A 14,093-nucleotide genomic window follows, 5' to 3' on the forward strand; every position below is an offset into this window, starting at 1 on the left:
TAGAGCGGGCGCTGGCTGTTCGACGCATCGGTTTGGATTAAATAGGGACTGTCCCTATTTATTGGCGCTCGCGCGGTTTATGCGGGAGGGGAAGGACTTATGACCTTGGACGCGCAAAAGGCCTTCAGTGGCACCGTCGCGCCCGAAGGCGCCGACGTGCTCGACGAAGCGAAGCTGACCGCGTGGATGGAAGCGAATGTCGAGGGTTTTGAAGGCCCGTTGACCCAGCATAAATTTGCGGGCGGCCAGTCGAACCCGACCTACAAGATTTCGGCGCCGTCGGGCAATTATGTGCTGCGGCGCAAGCCCTATGGTCCGCTGCTCCCTTCGGCGCATGCAGTCGACCGCGAATATAAGGTCCAGTCCGGCCTGCATAAGATGGGTTTCCCGGTCGCGCGCCAATATGGCCTGTGCACCGACGACAGCGTCACCGGCAGCTGGTTCTATGTCATGGGCATGGTCGACGGCCACACGATCTGGGACGGCGCGATGCCGGGATCGACCCCCGAGAACCGCCGCGCGACCTATGAAGCTATGATCGACACGCTCGCCGCGCTGCACAAGGTCGATGTCAAGGCGGCGGGACTGTCCGATTATGGCAAGCCGGGCAATTATTTCGGTCGCCAGGTCGACCGCTGGACCAAGCAATATCGCCTCGCCGAAACCGAGACGATGGACGAGATGGAGCAGCTGATCGCGTTCCTGCCCGCCAGCCTGCCCGAACAGACGCGCACCAGCGTCGTCCATGGCGATTACCGCATCGACAATATGATCTTTGCCAAGGACCGGCCCGAGGTGCTTGCGGTGCTCGACTGGGAATTGTCGACATTGGGCGATCCGCTCGCCGATTTCACCTATGTCGCGATGGCGTGGGTGACCGAGAATGGCGGGCGTTCGGGGGTGATGGATCTTGATCGCAAGACGCTCGGCATTCCCGAATTGGACGAGATGGTCACCCGCTATTGCGCCGCGACCGACCGCACCGGGGTGCCCGACATGAACTGGTATTTCGCCTATAATTTCTTCCGCCTCGCCGGGATCATTCAGGGCATCAAGAAGCGCGTGATCGAGGGCACCGCCTCGTCGCAGCATGCCAGGGATATGTCCGAACGCGTCCGTCCGCTCGCCGAACGGGCGTGGGACTTTGCACGAAAGGCCGGCGCATGAGCCTGTTCGATATGAAGGGGCAAGTCGCGCTGATCACCGGATCGTCGCGCGGTATCGGCAAGGCGACCGCCGAAGCGATGGCCGAACAGGGCGCGAAGGTCGTGATTTCGAGCCGCAAGCAGGATGCCTGCGACGCCACCGCGGCGGAGATCAACGCGACGTTCGGCGACGGCACCGCGATTGCGGTCGCCGCCAATATTTCGTCGAAGGACGACCTGCAAAATCTGGTCGATGAAACGCGCGCCGCGTTCGGAAAGATCACCGCGCTGGTCTGCAACGCCGCATCGAACCCCTATTACGGCCCCGGCTTGGGCATCAGCGACGACCAGTTCCGCAAGATCATGGACAATAATATCCTGTCCAACCACTGGCTGATCACGATGGTCGCGCCCGAAATGCTCGAACGCGGCGAGGGATCGATCACGATCATCAGCTCGATCGGCGGGCTGAAAGGATCGCCGATCATCGGCGCGTACGGGATCTCGAAAGCGGCCGACATGCAGGTCGCGCGCAATTTCTCGGTCGAGTTCGGGCCGCGCGGCGTGCGCGTCAATTGCATCGCGCCGGGGCTGGTACGCACCGACATGGCGCGCGCTTTGTGGGAAAATCCCGAGAATCTGAAACGATCGACCGCGGCTTCGACGCTGAAGCGGATCGGCGAGCCGCACGAGATCGCGGGCGCCGCGGTCTTTCTCGCCAGCAAGGCGGGGGCATTCACCACCGGCCAGACCATCGTGTGCGATGGCGGAGCCACAATTTCGGGAGGCGCATGATGGGCGCGTTGGACGGCAAGGTCGCAATTATCACGGGCGCCGGTTCGGGCATCGGCCGCGCAAGCGCGCTGCGCTTTGCCGCCGAGGGCGCGAAGCTGGTGCTCGGCGACAAGACGGCAGCGGTGCATGAGACCGCGCAGCTGGTGAAGGATGCCGGGGGAGAAGCGGTGGCGCTGGAGATCGACGCAGGGGTCGAGGCCGATGTCGCGCAACTCGTTGCGACAGCGAAAGACACTTATGGCGCGCTCGACATCGCCTTCGCCAATGCCGGGATCATCGGCGACATGGGCGGCATTTTCGATTTCGACCCGATCGCCTGGGCCGAGACGCTGCGCGTCAATCTGATCGGCCCCGCGCTGATGGTGAAGCATGCCGGCAAGGCGATGGTCGATCAGGGTCGCGGCGGCGCGATCGTGCTGACCGCGAGCGTCGCGGGATTGAATTCAGGCGCGGGTCCGGGGGCCTATTCGGCATCGAAGGCGGGGGTCATCAACCTCGCCAAGACCGCGGCGCAGCAGCTGTCGACGAGCGGCGTGCGCGTCAACGCGATCTGCCCCGGGCTGACCGAGACCGGGATGACCAAGCCGACGTTCGACTATGCCAAGGCCAAGGAAGTCACCCACAAGCTCGGCCAGCTCAACCCGCTCCGCCGCGCCGCGCAGCCCGAAGAGCTCGCGAATGTTGCGCTTTTCCTCGCGAGCGACCAGGCAAGTTACGTCAACGGGCAGGCGATCGCAGTCGATGGCGGGCTCACCAGCTCGCATCCGGTGACGCGCCAGCTGCTTGGCCAGACTTCGCATTGATAGGATAGCTATGGGTCACGGTTTCGATACGGCGCGGCTCGACCGCATCCCCGCCTTCCTCGAGGCAAAATATATCGGCGCTGGCCGTCTCCCGCACGCCGCGACACTTGTGTCACGCCGGGGCGAGATCGCGCATCTGTCGTGCATCGGCGAGGCACGACCCGGCGAAGCGCTGAAGGAGGATGCGATCTTCCGCATCGCCAGCATGACCAAGCCGATCACCAGCATCGCCTTCATGATGCTGGTTGAGGAGGGCAAGGTTGCGCTGTCGGACCCGCTCGTCAAATATTGCCCCGAGTTCAAGGACACCGGCGTGTTCGTCGCGGGCGGCGGCAATGTCCCCTTCCTGACACGGCCGCCAACGCAGCCGATCCGCATGGTCGACCTGCTGCGCCATACCGCGGGTCTCACCTATGGTTTTCAGGAGCGCACCCCGGTCGACGCCGCGTACCGCAAGGCGCGGATCGACGATTTCGATGCCGATTATACGATGGACAGCTTCATCGAAGGGCTGGCGAAAATCCCGCTGCAGTTCGACCCCGGCGCGCACTGGAATTATTCGATGGCCACCGACGTGCTTGGCGCGGTGATCGAGCGGATCGAAGGCAAGCCTTTCGCACAGGTCCTGCAAGAGCGTATCTTCGCCCCGCTTGGCATGGTCGACACCGGGTTCAAAGTGCTCGCCGGACAGCAGCATCGGCTGACCGACTGCTATATGTTCGACCCGCAGGCTAAGATGAAGCCGTTCGACGGTGGCGACAAAAGCCGCTGGGCCAAGGACCGCAGCTTTCATTCGGGCGGTGGCGGGCTGGTTTCAACCCTCGCCGACTATCACCGTTTCTGCCTGATGCTGCTCGGCGGCGGCGCGCTCGATGGCATGCGCATCGTCAGCCGCAAGACGCTGGATCTGATGACCGCGAACCATCTCGTCGGCGGGGGCGACCTGGTCCAGCACAGCGTCGGCATCTTTTCGGAGGCCGAAAATGCCGGGGTTGGTTTTGGTCTGGGCTTTGCGGTAAACGAAAGCCCGGCGCAGACGATGACCCCCGGCTCGGTCGGCGATTATTACTGGGGGGGCATGTTCTCGACCGGTTTCTTCGTCGATCCGGTCGAGCAGATCTGCATGGTCTTCATGACCCAGCTCATGCCTTCATCCACCTATCCCGTGCGGCGCGAGGTCAAGACTTTGGTCCACGCCGCCATCGACGATTGAACCAAGGAGCCTTTCCCATGTCCGAAGAAACCCCCGTCAGCGTCACGCTGGAGAAGGATGGCGACGTCGCCGTCATCATCGTCAACAACCCGCCCGTGAACGCGCTGAGCTGGCACGTCCGTCAGGGCCTTGAGGATCATTTCGCCGCCGCGCTCGCCGACGACAGCGTCAAGGCGATCGTGCTGCGCTGCGCCGGTTCGACCTTCATCGCGGGCGCCGACATCAGCGAATTCGGCAAGCCGCCGCGCGGCCCCGATTTTAACGCGGTTCTCAACAGCATCGAAGCGGCGTCGAAGCCCGTCGTTGCGGCGATCCACGGAACAGCCCTTGGGGGAGGTCTCGAAACCGCACTGGTCTGCCATTACCGCATCGCCGTCCCGTCGGCGAAGCTCGGCGTGCCCGAAGTGAAGCTTGGACTGCTGCCCGGCGCGGGCGGCACGCAGCGCCTGCCGCGCGTCGTCGGGGTCGAAGCCGCGGCAACGATGACCTCGACCGGCGATCCGCTTCCTGCATCGAAGGCGAAGGAGCTCGGCCTTGTCGACGAACTCGCGGGCGAGGACAGCCTCGCCGCCGATGCGATCGCCTTCGCCCGCGCGAAGATCGCCGACGGTCCGCGCCCGACGCGCGAGCGCCCGGTGTTCGGCGATGTCGCGGTGATCGAACAGCTCAAGACCGCCAATGCCAAGCGCTGGCGCGGGTTCGAGGCGCCTTACGCCAACCTTGCCTGTGTCGAGGCCGCAACGCGGCTTCCGTTCGAGGAAGGGCTGGCCTTCGAGCGCGAGCAGTTCATGAAGCTGATGTTCGGCAGCCAGTCGGCCGCACAGCGCCATATCTTCTTTGCCGAGCGTCAGGCCGCGAAGATCGACGGCCTGCCCAAAGATACCCAGCTCCGCGATATCAAGAAGGTCGGCGTCATCGGCGCCGGCACGATGGGCGGCGGCATCTCGATGAACTTCCTTCAGAAGGGCATTCCGGTCACGATCGCCGAGATGCAGCAGGAAGCGCTCGACCGCGGCACCGGCGTGATCCGCAAGAATTACGAAGCGTCGGCCGCCAAGGGTCGCTTCAAGCCCGAGCAGGTCGAGCAGATGATGGGCATCCTGACCCCGACGCTCAACCTCGACGATCTGGCCGACTGCGACCTGATCATCGAGGCCGTCTATGAAAATATGGACGTGAAGAAGGAGATCTTCGCCAAGCTCGACACGATCGCCAAGCCCGGCGCGATCCTCGCATCGAACACCTCCTATCTCGACATCGACGAGATCGCGACCGCGACGAGCCGCCCCGGCGATGTGCTCGGCATGCATTTCTTCTCGCCCGCCAATGTCATGAAGCTGCTCGAAGTCGTGCGCGGCGAAAAGACCGCGCCCGACGCGCTGGCGACGGCGATGGCGATCGGCAAGAAGATCGGCAAGGTCGCGGTGGTCGCGGGCGTGTGCGACGGCTTTATCGGCAACCGCATGCTCAAGCCGCGCCAGGTCGAGGCGATGAACCTGTTGATGGAAGGCGCCACGCCGCAGCAGATCGACAAGGTCCATGTCGAATTCGGCATGCCGATGGGTCCGTTCCAGATGAGCGACCTCGCGGGCGTCGACATCGGCTGGCACCGCGACCCGACGCGCATCGAATCGATCCGCGACGCGCTCGCGGCGGTCGGCCGCTGGGGACAAAAGACCGGCAAGGGCTTTTACGATTATGACGAAAAGCGCAATCCGTCGCCCAGCGCCGAAGTCGCCGAAATCATCGAGGATTTCCGTTCACGGTCGAACAAGGCGAAGCGCGAGATCAGCGATCAGGAAATCATCGAACGCACCCTATATCCGATGGTCAACGAAGGCGCGCTGATCCTGGCGGAAGGTAAGGCGCAGCGCGCGTCGGACATCGATGTCGTGTGGATCTATGGCTATGGCTGGCCGGTCTATCGCGGCGGCCCGATGTTCTGGGCGGGCCTCGAAGGCACCGACAAGATCGTCGCGGCGCTGGAAAAGCACGGCTTTGCGGTCGCACCTTTGCTCAAGGAAAAGGCGGAGGCGAAGGCGGGCTTCTAAGCCCTTCGCCGCTTACGAAGATCAGGCCGCCTGTCCCAGCGCGGGGCAGGCGGCCTTTCTTTTGCCTTCGCGCTGCCGCAGGTGCGACCGAAAACTTGCGATTCAGGGTTAAAGCGCTGGCAAGACCTGCCGTTACGGCAGAGCATGATCGCCATGTCTTTCCTCGCCGTCCTCCTGCTCACCGGCAGCGTACCGGTGGCCGCTCCTGTGGCGACGGCGCAGGTTAACGCGATCGGCATCGCGCGCGCGCGTGTCCTGGCGCCCGCCGAGGTGCGCCGGATCGACGGACGGATCGAAGTGCGCACCGGCGAGCGTAAGACGCCGACGCAGGTGCACCGGACCGACCGCCGCGATGGCGGCGAGACCGCCGACTTTTACTGAAGCGTGTTGATGATCGCCGAAAAGTCGCGGCCGTCCTTGTCGGCCTCAACAAAGGCTTCGTAGAGTTCGCGCGCCTTTGATCCCATCGGGACGTCGGCATCGACGCTCGCCGCCGCTTCCATCGCGAGGCGCAGATCCTTAAGCATCAGCGCCGCGGCGAACCCGCCCTTATAATCATTGTCGGCGGGCGTGGTCGGGCCGACGCCGGGAAGCGGCGCGTAAGAGGTCAGCGACCAGCATTGCCCCGACGACACGCTGGCGATGTCGAAGAATTTCTGCGGGTCGAGCCCGAGCTTCTGCGCGAGCGCGAGCGTCTCGCACGTCGCGACCATCGAGGCGCCGAGGAGCATATTGTTGCAGATCTTCGCGCCCTGACCCGCCCCGGCGTCGCCCGCGTGGATCACCGCCTTGCCCATAAGGCCAAGGATCGGTTCGGCGCGCGCAAAGCCGTCACCGGTGCCGCCGACCATGAAGGTCAGCGTGCCGGCGTTGGCGGCGGCAATGCCTCCCGACACCGGCGCGTCGACCGCAACGAAGCCCTTGATGGTGGCGGCTTCGATATTCGAGCGCGCTGTCGCGACGTCGATCGTCGAGCAATCGAGGAGCAAGGTGCCCGGCGCGGCGTTCGGGAAAACGTCGCTTTCATAGACCGAGGCGACATGCTTGCCCGCGGGGAGCATCGTCACGACGGCTTCCGTGCCGGTGACGGCTTCCGCGGCGGAAGCTGCGCGCGAACAACCCGCTTCGACAGCACGTGCAAGCGCGTCTTCGCTGAGGTCGAAGGCGCGAACCTCGTGGCCGGCCTTCGCCAGATTCGCGGCCATGCCGCCGCCCATATTGCCGAGCCCGATAAATGCGATTTTCATGTCAGCGACCCTTCCACACGCCTTCGCGCTTTTCGATGAAGGCGGCCATGCCTTCGGCTTTGTCCTCGGTCGCGGCGAGGATCTGGAACAGGCGGCGTTCGTAGATCAGCCCCTGATCGAGCGTCGTTTCGAACGCGGCGTTGACCATGTCCTTGTTCACCATCGCGGCCATCGGCGGCATCGCGGCGATGACGGTCGCGGTCTTCACCGCGTCGTCGACCAGCGTCGCATGCTCGACCACGCGCGCGACGAGGCCCGAACGTTCGGCTTCGGCGGCGTCCATCATCCGGCCGGTCAGGCACATTTCCATCGCCTTCGCCTTGCCGATCGCGCGCGTCAGCCGCTGCGAGCCGCCCATGCCGGGCGCGACGCCGAGCTTGATTTCGGGCTGGCCGAATTTCGCCTTCTCGCTGGCGATGATGAAGTCGGCCATCATCGCCAGCTCGCAGCCGCCGCCGAGCGCGAAGCCGTTGACCGCGGCGATCCACGGCTTGCGGACCTTCTTCACGAAATCGCTCGTCCATTTCGAGAAGAAATCTTCGAGGTAGAAATCCGATGCCGGCTTGTCGGCCATTTCCTTGATGTCGGCGCCCGCGGCGAACGCCTTGTCGCCCGATCCGGTGAGGACGGCGCAGCGCTGGCCGGGATCGGCTTCGAAGGCAGCGAAGGCGGCGATCAGGTCGTCGAGGACGCCCGAATTCAGCGCGTTCAGCGCCTGCGGGCGGTTGAGCGTCACCAACGTGACGGCCCCGCGCTGTTCGACGAGAAGGGTTTCGTAGGTCATTCGGTCAGTCTCCGGATTATCGTCATACCGGACTCGATCCGGTATCCATTCCGACGCTGCGTGAAGGGACCCCGGATCAAGCCCGGGGTGACGAGCTTAAGTGAGCGGGGTCCATTTCTCGTTTTCGGGAAGCGGCGCAAAGATTGCGTCGATCCAGTCTTCGGTGACGGCCTCGGGCGTCGGCGGATCCCATTTCGGGCTGTTGTCCTTGTCGATAATCAGCGCACGGACACCCTCGATAAAGTCGTGCATCTGAACGACGCGGCTGCCGATCGCATATTCCTGGCGCATCTGCTCGGCAAAGTCGTGCATCTCGCCGCCTTCCTTCAGCTGGCGGAGCGCGACCTTGCACGTCTGCGGCGATTTGCCGTGGAGCGTCGCGAGCTCCTTTTCGGCCCACTCGCCGCCGTCGGCTTCGAGCGCGGCGAGGATATCCTCATAGGTGTCGCTCGCGAACAGGCGGTTGATCCGTTCGATATGCTGGGTGATTCCGGCAGGCGGCGCGGTGACCGACAATTCGCCCAGGATGCCGCCGATGCGGGTCGGATCGACCGCGATGCGTTCCTTCGCCTCGGCAAGCTTTTCGGACGGCAGATAATGCGTCGCGAGGCCGAGCGCCAGACACTCCGCCCCATCGAGCCGCGCCCCGGTGAGCGCAAGATAAGCGCCGACGCGGCCCTCGAGCCGTGGCAGATACCAGCCGCCGCCGACATCGGGGAACAGGCCGATCCCGGTTTCGGGCATTGCAAAGCGCGTATGCTCGGTCGCGACGCGATATTTCGCCGGCTGCGAAATACCCACCCCGCCGCCCATAGTGATGCCGTCCATGAAGGCGACGACGGGCTTGGCGTAAGTGAAGAGCAGATGGTTGAGGCGATATTCGGTGTGGAAGAATTGGCGCGCTTCCTTGCCGTCTTTCGCGCCGCTTGTCGCGAGCATGCGGATATCGCCGCCGGCGCAGAAACCGCGGCCCTCGCTATGGTCGATGATCACCGCCTCGATCGCATCGTCGTCGCGCCATTTGACGAGGGCATCGATCATCGCGTCGCACATCGCAAGGTTGAGCGCATGGATCGCCTTCGGGCGATTGAGCGACAGGCGGCCGACACGAACGTCGGCACCGATCAAAACATCGTCTGTCATTGGCGCAGCAGGTCCCTTCCGACGATCATCCGCATCACCTGGTTGGTGCCCTCGAGGATCGAATGGACGCGCAGGTCGCGCCAGAAACGCTCGATCGGATAATCCTTCAAATAACCATAGCCACCGAACAGCTGGAGCGCGTCGTTAACGATCTTGCTGCCATTGTCGGTCGCGAGCCGCTTCGCCATCGCCGAAAAGCGCGACTTGTCGGGCGCGTTCGCGGTGACCTTGGCCGCCGCCATATAAAGCAGCGCACGCGCGGCTTCGAGATCGGTCGCCATGTCGGCGAGCATGAACTGGGTATTCTGGAAATCGGCGATCGGCTGGCCGAACTGCTGGCGGTCCTTGGTATAGGCGACCGCTTCGTCGAGGCAGCGCTGCGCGCCGCCGAGCGAGCACGCTCCGATGTTGAGGCGGCCGCCGTCGAGCCCCGCCATCGCAAAGCGGAAGCCGTCGCCCTCGGCACCGACGAGATTTTCGACCGGCACGCGGCAATCCTCGAAGATCACCTGCGCGGTCGGCGAGGCATTCCAGCCCAGCTTTTTCTCGGGCGCGCCGAAGCTCAATCCCGGCGTATCCTTTTCGACGACGAGGCAGCTGATCCCCTTCGACTTTTCCTCGCTGGTGCGGACCATGCAGACATAGATGTCGTTATAACCCGCGCCCGAGATGAACTGTTTGGTGCCGTTCAGCACATAATGGTCGCCATCACGCTTGGCGGTCGCCTTGAGCGCCGCGGCGTCGGACCCCGAACCCGGTTCGGTCAGGCAATAGCTCGCAATCTTGTCCATGCTGACGAGGTCGGGGAGGAAGCGCGCCTTGATCTCGGCGCCGCCGAAGCGGTCGATCATCCACGTCGCCATATTGTGGATCGAGATATAGGCGCTGGTCGCGGGGCAGCCATAGGCCATCGCCTCCATGATCAACGCCGCCTCCATCCGGCCGAGCCCGATGCCGCCCGATTCCTCGGCCACATAGATGGCGCCGAAACCCAGCTCACCCGCCGCTTTCCACACATCGACGGGATAATGATGTTTCTCGTCCCATTCGGCTGCGAAGGGGGTGATGCGATCGGCGGTGAATTTGCGCGCCATATCCTGAATGGCGAGCTGGTCGTCGGTAAGCTGGAACTGGTCGGTCATGGTCATTTCTCGATAATGGCTTCGGCTTCGATTTCGACTTTCCATTCGGGCCGGATCAGCGCCGGCACAACCAGCATCGTCGATGCCGGACGGACATTTTTGAATGCCGATCCGTGCGCAAGACCGACGAGGTCGGCGTCGGCGGCGTCGGTGATGTACATGCGCGTGCGCACGACATCGGCGAAGCTGCCGCCCAGCGCTTCGAGCGCCTCGCCGATGATCGCGATGCAGCGCGCCGCCTGTATCCCGGCATCGCCGGGAGTCGACGAGCCATCGGGCTCGATCGGCGCGCAGCCCGCGACGTCGATGCGGTTCCCCACCCGAACCGCGCGGCTGTAGCCGTAGACCGGTTCGAAGGGGGACGCGGAGCTGTGATTGCGGCGTGTCGAATCAGCCACAGCTGATCCGTTCGATCTTGAGCGCGTCGTCGTAGGAGACGGTCAGCCGGTCGGGACGGAAATCCATGGTGACCGCGGTGCGCGGCGGCACCCAACGCAGATTGGTCGCGCCGCTGCCCTTGAGCAGCTGGCCGCCGACTTCGGCGGTCGCGGTCTGGCCGACGAGCGACTGCACCGCGTCGGCGTTGCACGCGGCTTCGGCGGGCGGGGTCGGGGTCGATTCGACGGGCGGCCGTTCCTGTGTGCAAGCGGCGAGCGGCAGCGCGGCGGCAATGGCTAACAGGCGAATATCCATCATGAGTCTCCCTTTCAAAACCATCAGACGCAGCGCGTATAGCGCATCGGGTCCGCGGCGGCACCCTCGCCCTCGTCGCGGCGGATCAGCGTCTTGCCGCCATCGGCGAGGTCGAGTTGCATCCGGCGATCCCATTCGACGCCTTCGCCGCTGAATTTATAGTCGGCAACGATGCGGCCGGCATCGCTTTCCCGCACACGCGCGAGTTCGCCGTGCGATTCGTAGAAGCGCAGGTTCGTCGCATCGATCGTCAGCGCGGTGAGGTCGGTGCCCTTCTTCGCCTTGCAATCGGCAACCTTGAGCGCCCATCGGCCGCGGATCGCGGCGGGGATCGCCTTGCCGTCGCCCGCCGGTTTGGTTTCGGGCGTTGCCGCAGTGTCTTCCGCACCGTCGGACAGATCGGCATCGACCGTCGGTTCGGGCGTTTCGGCGGGCACGGGGCGCCCAGCTTTTTGTAGCGGGCCGATCGAGGCGCTGGCTTCAGGGCCGGACTCCTCGTCCTTGCCGCCGCTGCACGCGGCGAGCAGCAGCAATGTCGCGGGAAGCATCAGGCGGGTCATCTCTCGTCTCCTTCGAAAGGAGAAATGCGCGGCGCGGCTGGCGGGTTTCATCGCGGGCCGCGTCATTCGCCCAGCACCTTGTTGCGGAACGCCGCGGTTGCGAGATCGGTCTGGTTATAGCGATACCAGCGTGGGGCAGGGACGCCCGCAGCCCAGGCAAGCGCCTCGGTCAGCGTGCCCTGCGCCGACGGCACATCGGGCATCGCCTTGCCGATCGGATCGGCATAGGCCTGGTCGGCGCTGACAACAGTCCAGCCGGCCTTTCGCAGCGCGCGGACGAGGTCGCCGATATAGAGCGCCGCCAGATCGGTTTCGTGGAGCAACATCACCTGCACCGGCTGACGGCCGGTGACCTTTTGCATCATTGCGTCGGCGAAATCGGCGGCCTCGACATGCCATGTCACATAGAGCATGCCGAGCGCCTTCCGGTCGACGGTCTTTCCCGCCTTCACCGCTTCGCGCGTCAGGCTTTCGAGGTGCCAGTCGGAGGATTCGGCAGTGACATAGCCGTTGCGGAGCCCGCGTTCGGCGAGGCCGGCGCGCAACGCATCGCGCTTTGCCTTGTCCTTGCCGCCCTCGTCGAGGAAGGGAAAGCGGAACCAGGGGCGGTAGCCGGGACGACCCTTGAGCCAGACCTCGGCCGCGTCGATGTCGGCGAGATAGGCGGCGGTATCGGTCGTGCTGAGGCGCGGATGGCTATTGCTGTGGTTCGCGATGACATGGCCCGCGGCGACATAGGCAGCGATGCGCTGCTCGCCGACGCCGCCGTCGCCCTGCCCGATCGCGACCGGATTGACGAAGAAGACCGCCTGCGGCGCCTTTGCTTTTTTCAACTCCGCAATGATGCGCTGTGTGCGCTCGTCGGGCGTGAAGAAGACCCCGCGCCCGCGCGGGACGTCGTCGAACGACAGCGCGATCATCTTCTGCGCTGCCGCCGGAACCGGCAGTAGCAACAAAATCAGCAGCGGCAGGAGCCAGCCCCGCAGCAAAGCGGCGTCAGCCCATCGTCGGGATGACGAACGCGTTGCCGCCGTCAGGCGAACCGTCGGGCCAGCGCTGGGTGATCGTTTTGACCTTGGTCCAGAATTTCACCCCTTCCATGCCGTGCTGGTTGGTGTCGCCGAACGCCGACCGCTTCCAGCCGCCGAAGCTGTGATAGGCGACGGGCACCGGGATCGGCACGTTGATGCCGACCATGCCGACATTGACGCGCGCCGCGAATTCGCGCGCGGCGTGGCCGTTGCGCGTGAAGATCGCGACGCCGTTGCCGTACTGATGCTTCGACGGCAGCTCGAGTGCCTCCTCGAAATTGGCGGCGCGGACGATCTGCAGCACCGGACCGAAGATCTCTTCCTTATACGACTCCATGTCGGTGGTGACATGGTCGAACAGGGTCGGGCCGATGAAGAAGCCCTTTTCATGCCCCTGAAGCGAGAAGCCGCGGCCGTCGACGACGAGTTCGGCGCCTTCGTCGGCGCATTTCTGGATCCAGCCTTCGACCTTTTCCTTGTGCGCCTGCGTCACCACGGGGCCGTAATGCGCCTCGGCATCGGTCGACACGCCGACGCGCAGCGCGGCGATCGCCGGGATCAGTTTCTCGCGGAGGCGATTGGCGGTGCCTTCGCCGACGGGAACAACGACAGGCAGCGCCATGCAGCGTTCGCCCGCCGAGCCGAAGGCCGCGCCGGTCAGGTCATTGACGACCTGGTCGAGGTCGGCGTCGGGCATGACGATGCCGTGGTTCTTCGCGCCGCCCATCGCTTGCACGCGCTTTCCGTTCGCGACGCCGCGATTGTAGACATAATGCGCGATGTCCGACGAGCCGACGAAGCTGACCGCGCCGATATCGGGATGATCGAGGATCGCGTCGACCATTTCCTTGTCGCCATGGACGACCTGGCAGATGCCCTCGGGAAGGCCGGCTTCGAGGAAGAGTTCGGCGAGGCGGACGGGGACCGAGGGGTCGCGCTCGCTCGGCTTGATGATGAAGGCATTGCCGGTCGCGATCGCGACGCCGCTCATCCAAAGCGGGATCATCGCGGGGAAATTGAACGGGGTGATGCCCGCGCCAATACCGATCGGCTGGCGCATCGAATAGACGTCGATGCCCGGACCGGCGCCCTGCGTATATTCGCCCTTCAGCACATGCGGGATGCCGCAGCAGAATTCGATGACTTCGAGCCCGCGCTGGATGTCGCCCTTTGAATCGGCGATCACCTTGCCATGTTCGCTCGACAGCATGTGCGCGAGCGCATCCATGTTCGCTTCGACAAGGCGCTTGAATTCGAACATCACGCGCGCGCGGCGCTGCGGGTTCGTGGCGGCCCAGCCGGGCTGCGCCGCCTTCGCCGCGGCGACCGCGCGGTCGAGCAAAGCCGCGTCGCCGAGCGCGACCTGCGCCTGAATACCGCCGCTGTTGGGGTCGAAGACGTCGCCCTGGCGGGCGCTGCCGCCGGCACCGCCGACGATGTGATGGTCGATCTGTCGCATGTCCGAGTCTCCCGTAAAATCTTGCCG

15 protein-coding genes are annotated in these 14,093 nt (G+C 64.6%); 6 read left to right on the top strand and 9 right to left on the bottom strand.

What is annotated here, in order from left to right:
- Positions 1-99: 99 nt before the first annotated feature.
- The 6 genes from AC3A43_RS19425 (at position 100) to AC3A43_RS19450 (ending at position 6,388) form a co-directional block, all read left to right on the top strand.
- Positions 100-1,167, top strand: a complete 1,068-nt coding sequence (locus AC3A43_RS19425; RefSeq protein ID WP_487794209.1) for a phosphotransferase family protein — start codon at positions 100-102, stop codon at positions 1,165-1,167.
- A complete protein-coding gene (locus AC3A43_RS19430) occupies positions 1,164-1,940 on the top strand; it encodes an SDR family NAD(P)-dependent oxidoreductase (protein WP_487794210.1) in 777 nt (258 codons plus the stop codon). Before AC3A43_RS19425 ends, AC3A43_RS19430 begins: the two co-directional genes overlap by 4 nt.
- The gene (locus AC3A43_RS19435) at positions 1,940-2,743 is read left to right on the top strand and encodes an SDR family NAD(P)-dependent oxidoreductase (protein ID WP_487794301.1); all 804 of its coding nucleotides are present in this window, start codon (positions 1,940-1,942) and stop codon (positions 2,741-2,743) included. Before AC3A43_RS19430 ends, AC3A43_RS19435 begins: the two co-directional genes overlap by 1 nt.
- A gap of 10 nt (positions 2,744-2,753) precedes the next feature.
- Positions 2,754-3,956, top strand: coding sequence for a serine hydrolase domain-containing protein (locus tag AC3A43_RS19440; RefSeq protein ID WP_487794211.1), 1,203 nt, complete (start codon positions 2,754-2,756; stop codon positions 3,954-3,956).
- A gap of 17 nt (positions 3,957-3,973) precedes the next feature.
- On the top strand, positions 3,974-6,007 hold the full coding sequence (locus AC3A43_RS19445; RefSeq protein WP_487794212.1) for a 3-hydroxyacyl-CoA dehydrogenase NAD-binding domain-containing protein: 2,034 nt from the start codon (positions 3,974-3,976) through the stop codon (positions 6,005-6,007).
- Positions 6,008-6,151: 144 nt separating this feature from the next.
- Complete coding sequence (locus AC3A43_RS19450; RefSeq protein WP_487794213.1) at positions 6,152-6,388, top strand: hypothetical protein; 237 nt, start codon at positions 6,152-6,154, stop codon at positions 6,386-6,388.
- On the opposite strand, the gene mmsB is transcribed toward AC3A43_RS19450, so the two are convergent.
- From mmsB to AC3A43_RS19495, 9 genes are all read right to left on the bottom strand, one after another.
- Positions 6,382-7,254, bottom strand: a complete 873-nt coding sequence (gene mmsB / locus AC3A43_RS19455) for a 3-hydroxyisobutyrate dehydrogenase (RefSeq protein WP_487794214.1) — start codon at positions 7,252-7,254, stop codon at positions 6,382-6,384. The genes AC3A43_RS19450 and mmsB overlap by 7 nt on opposite strands.
- Position 7,255: 1 nt before the next feature.
- Positions 7,256-8,038: an enoyl-CoA hydratase-related protein gene (locus AC3A43_RS19460; protein WP_487794215.1), complete on the bottom strand. Its 783-nt coding sequence runs from the start codon at positions 8,036-8,038 to the stop codon at positions 7,256-7,258.
- A gap of 96 nt (positions 8,039-8,134) precedes the next feature.
- A complete protein-coding gene (locus AC3A43_RS19465) occupies positions 8,135-9,181 on the bottom strand; it encodes an enoyl-CoA hydratase/isomerase family protein (protein WP_487794216.1) in 1,047 nt (348 codons plus the stop codon).
- The gene (locus AC3A43_RS19470) at positions 9,178-10,323 is read right to left on the bottom strand and encodes an acyl-CoA dehydrogenase family protein (protein ID WP_487794217.1); all 1,146 of its coding nucleotides are present in this window, start codon (positions 10,321-10,323) and stop codon (positions 9,178-9,180) included. The genes AC3A43_RS19465 and AC3A43_RS19470 overlap by 4 nt, the downstream gene beginning before the upstream one ends.
- 2 nt (positions 10,324-10,325) lie before the next feature.
- Positions 10,326-10,721: a RidA family protein gene (locus AC3A43_RS19475; protein WP_487794218.1), complete on the bottom strand. Its 396-nt coding sequence runs from the start codon at positions 10,719-10,721 to the stop codon at positions 10,326-10,328.
- Positions 10,714-11,019: an I78 family peptidase inhibitor gene (locus AC3A43_RS19480; protein ID WP_487794219.1), complete on the bottom strand. Its 306-nt coding sequence runs from the start codon at positions 11,017-11,019 to the stop codon at positions 10,714-10,716. The genes AC3A43_RS19475 and AC3A43_RS19480 overlap by 8 nt, the downstream gene beginning before the upstream one ends.
- Positions 11,020-11,039: 20 nt before the next feature.
- On the bottom strand, positions 11,040-11,576 hold the full coding sequence (locus AC3A43_RS19485) for a hypothetical protein (protein ID WP_487794220.1): 537 nt from the start codon (positions 11,574-11,576) through the stop codon (positions 11,040-11,042).
- Between the two features lie 62 nt (positions 11,577-11,638).
- On the bottom strand, positions 11,639-12,565 hold the full coding sequence (locus AC3A43_RS19490) for a polysaccharide deacetylase family protein (protein ID WP_487794221.1): 927 nt from the start codon (positions 12,563-12,565) through the stop codon (positions 11,639-11,641).
- Positions 12,566-12,572: 7 nt separating this feature from the next.
- Entirely contained in the window at positions 12,573-14,066 is a 1,494-nt protein-coding gene (locus AC3A43_RS19495) for a CoA-acylating methylmalonate-semialdehyde dehydrogenase (RefSeq protein ID WP_487794222.1), read from the bottom strand.
- Positions 14,067-14,093 lie beyond the last annotated feature (27 nt).

This window comes from Sphingopyxis sp. Soil_C_28, assembly GCF_057657055.1.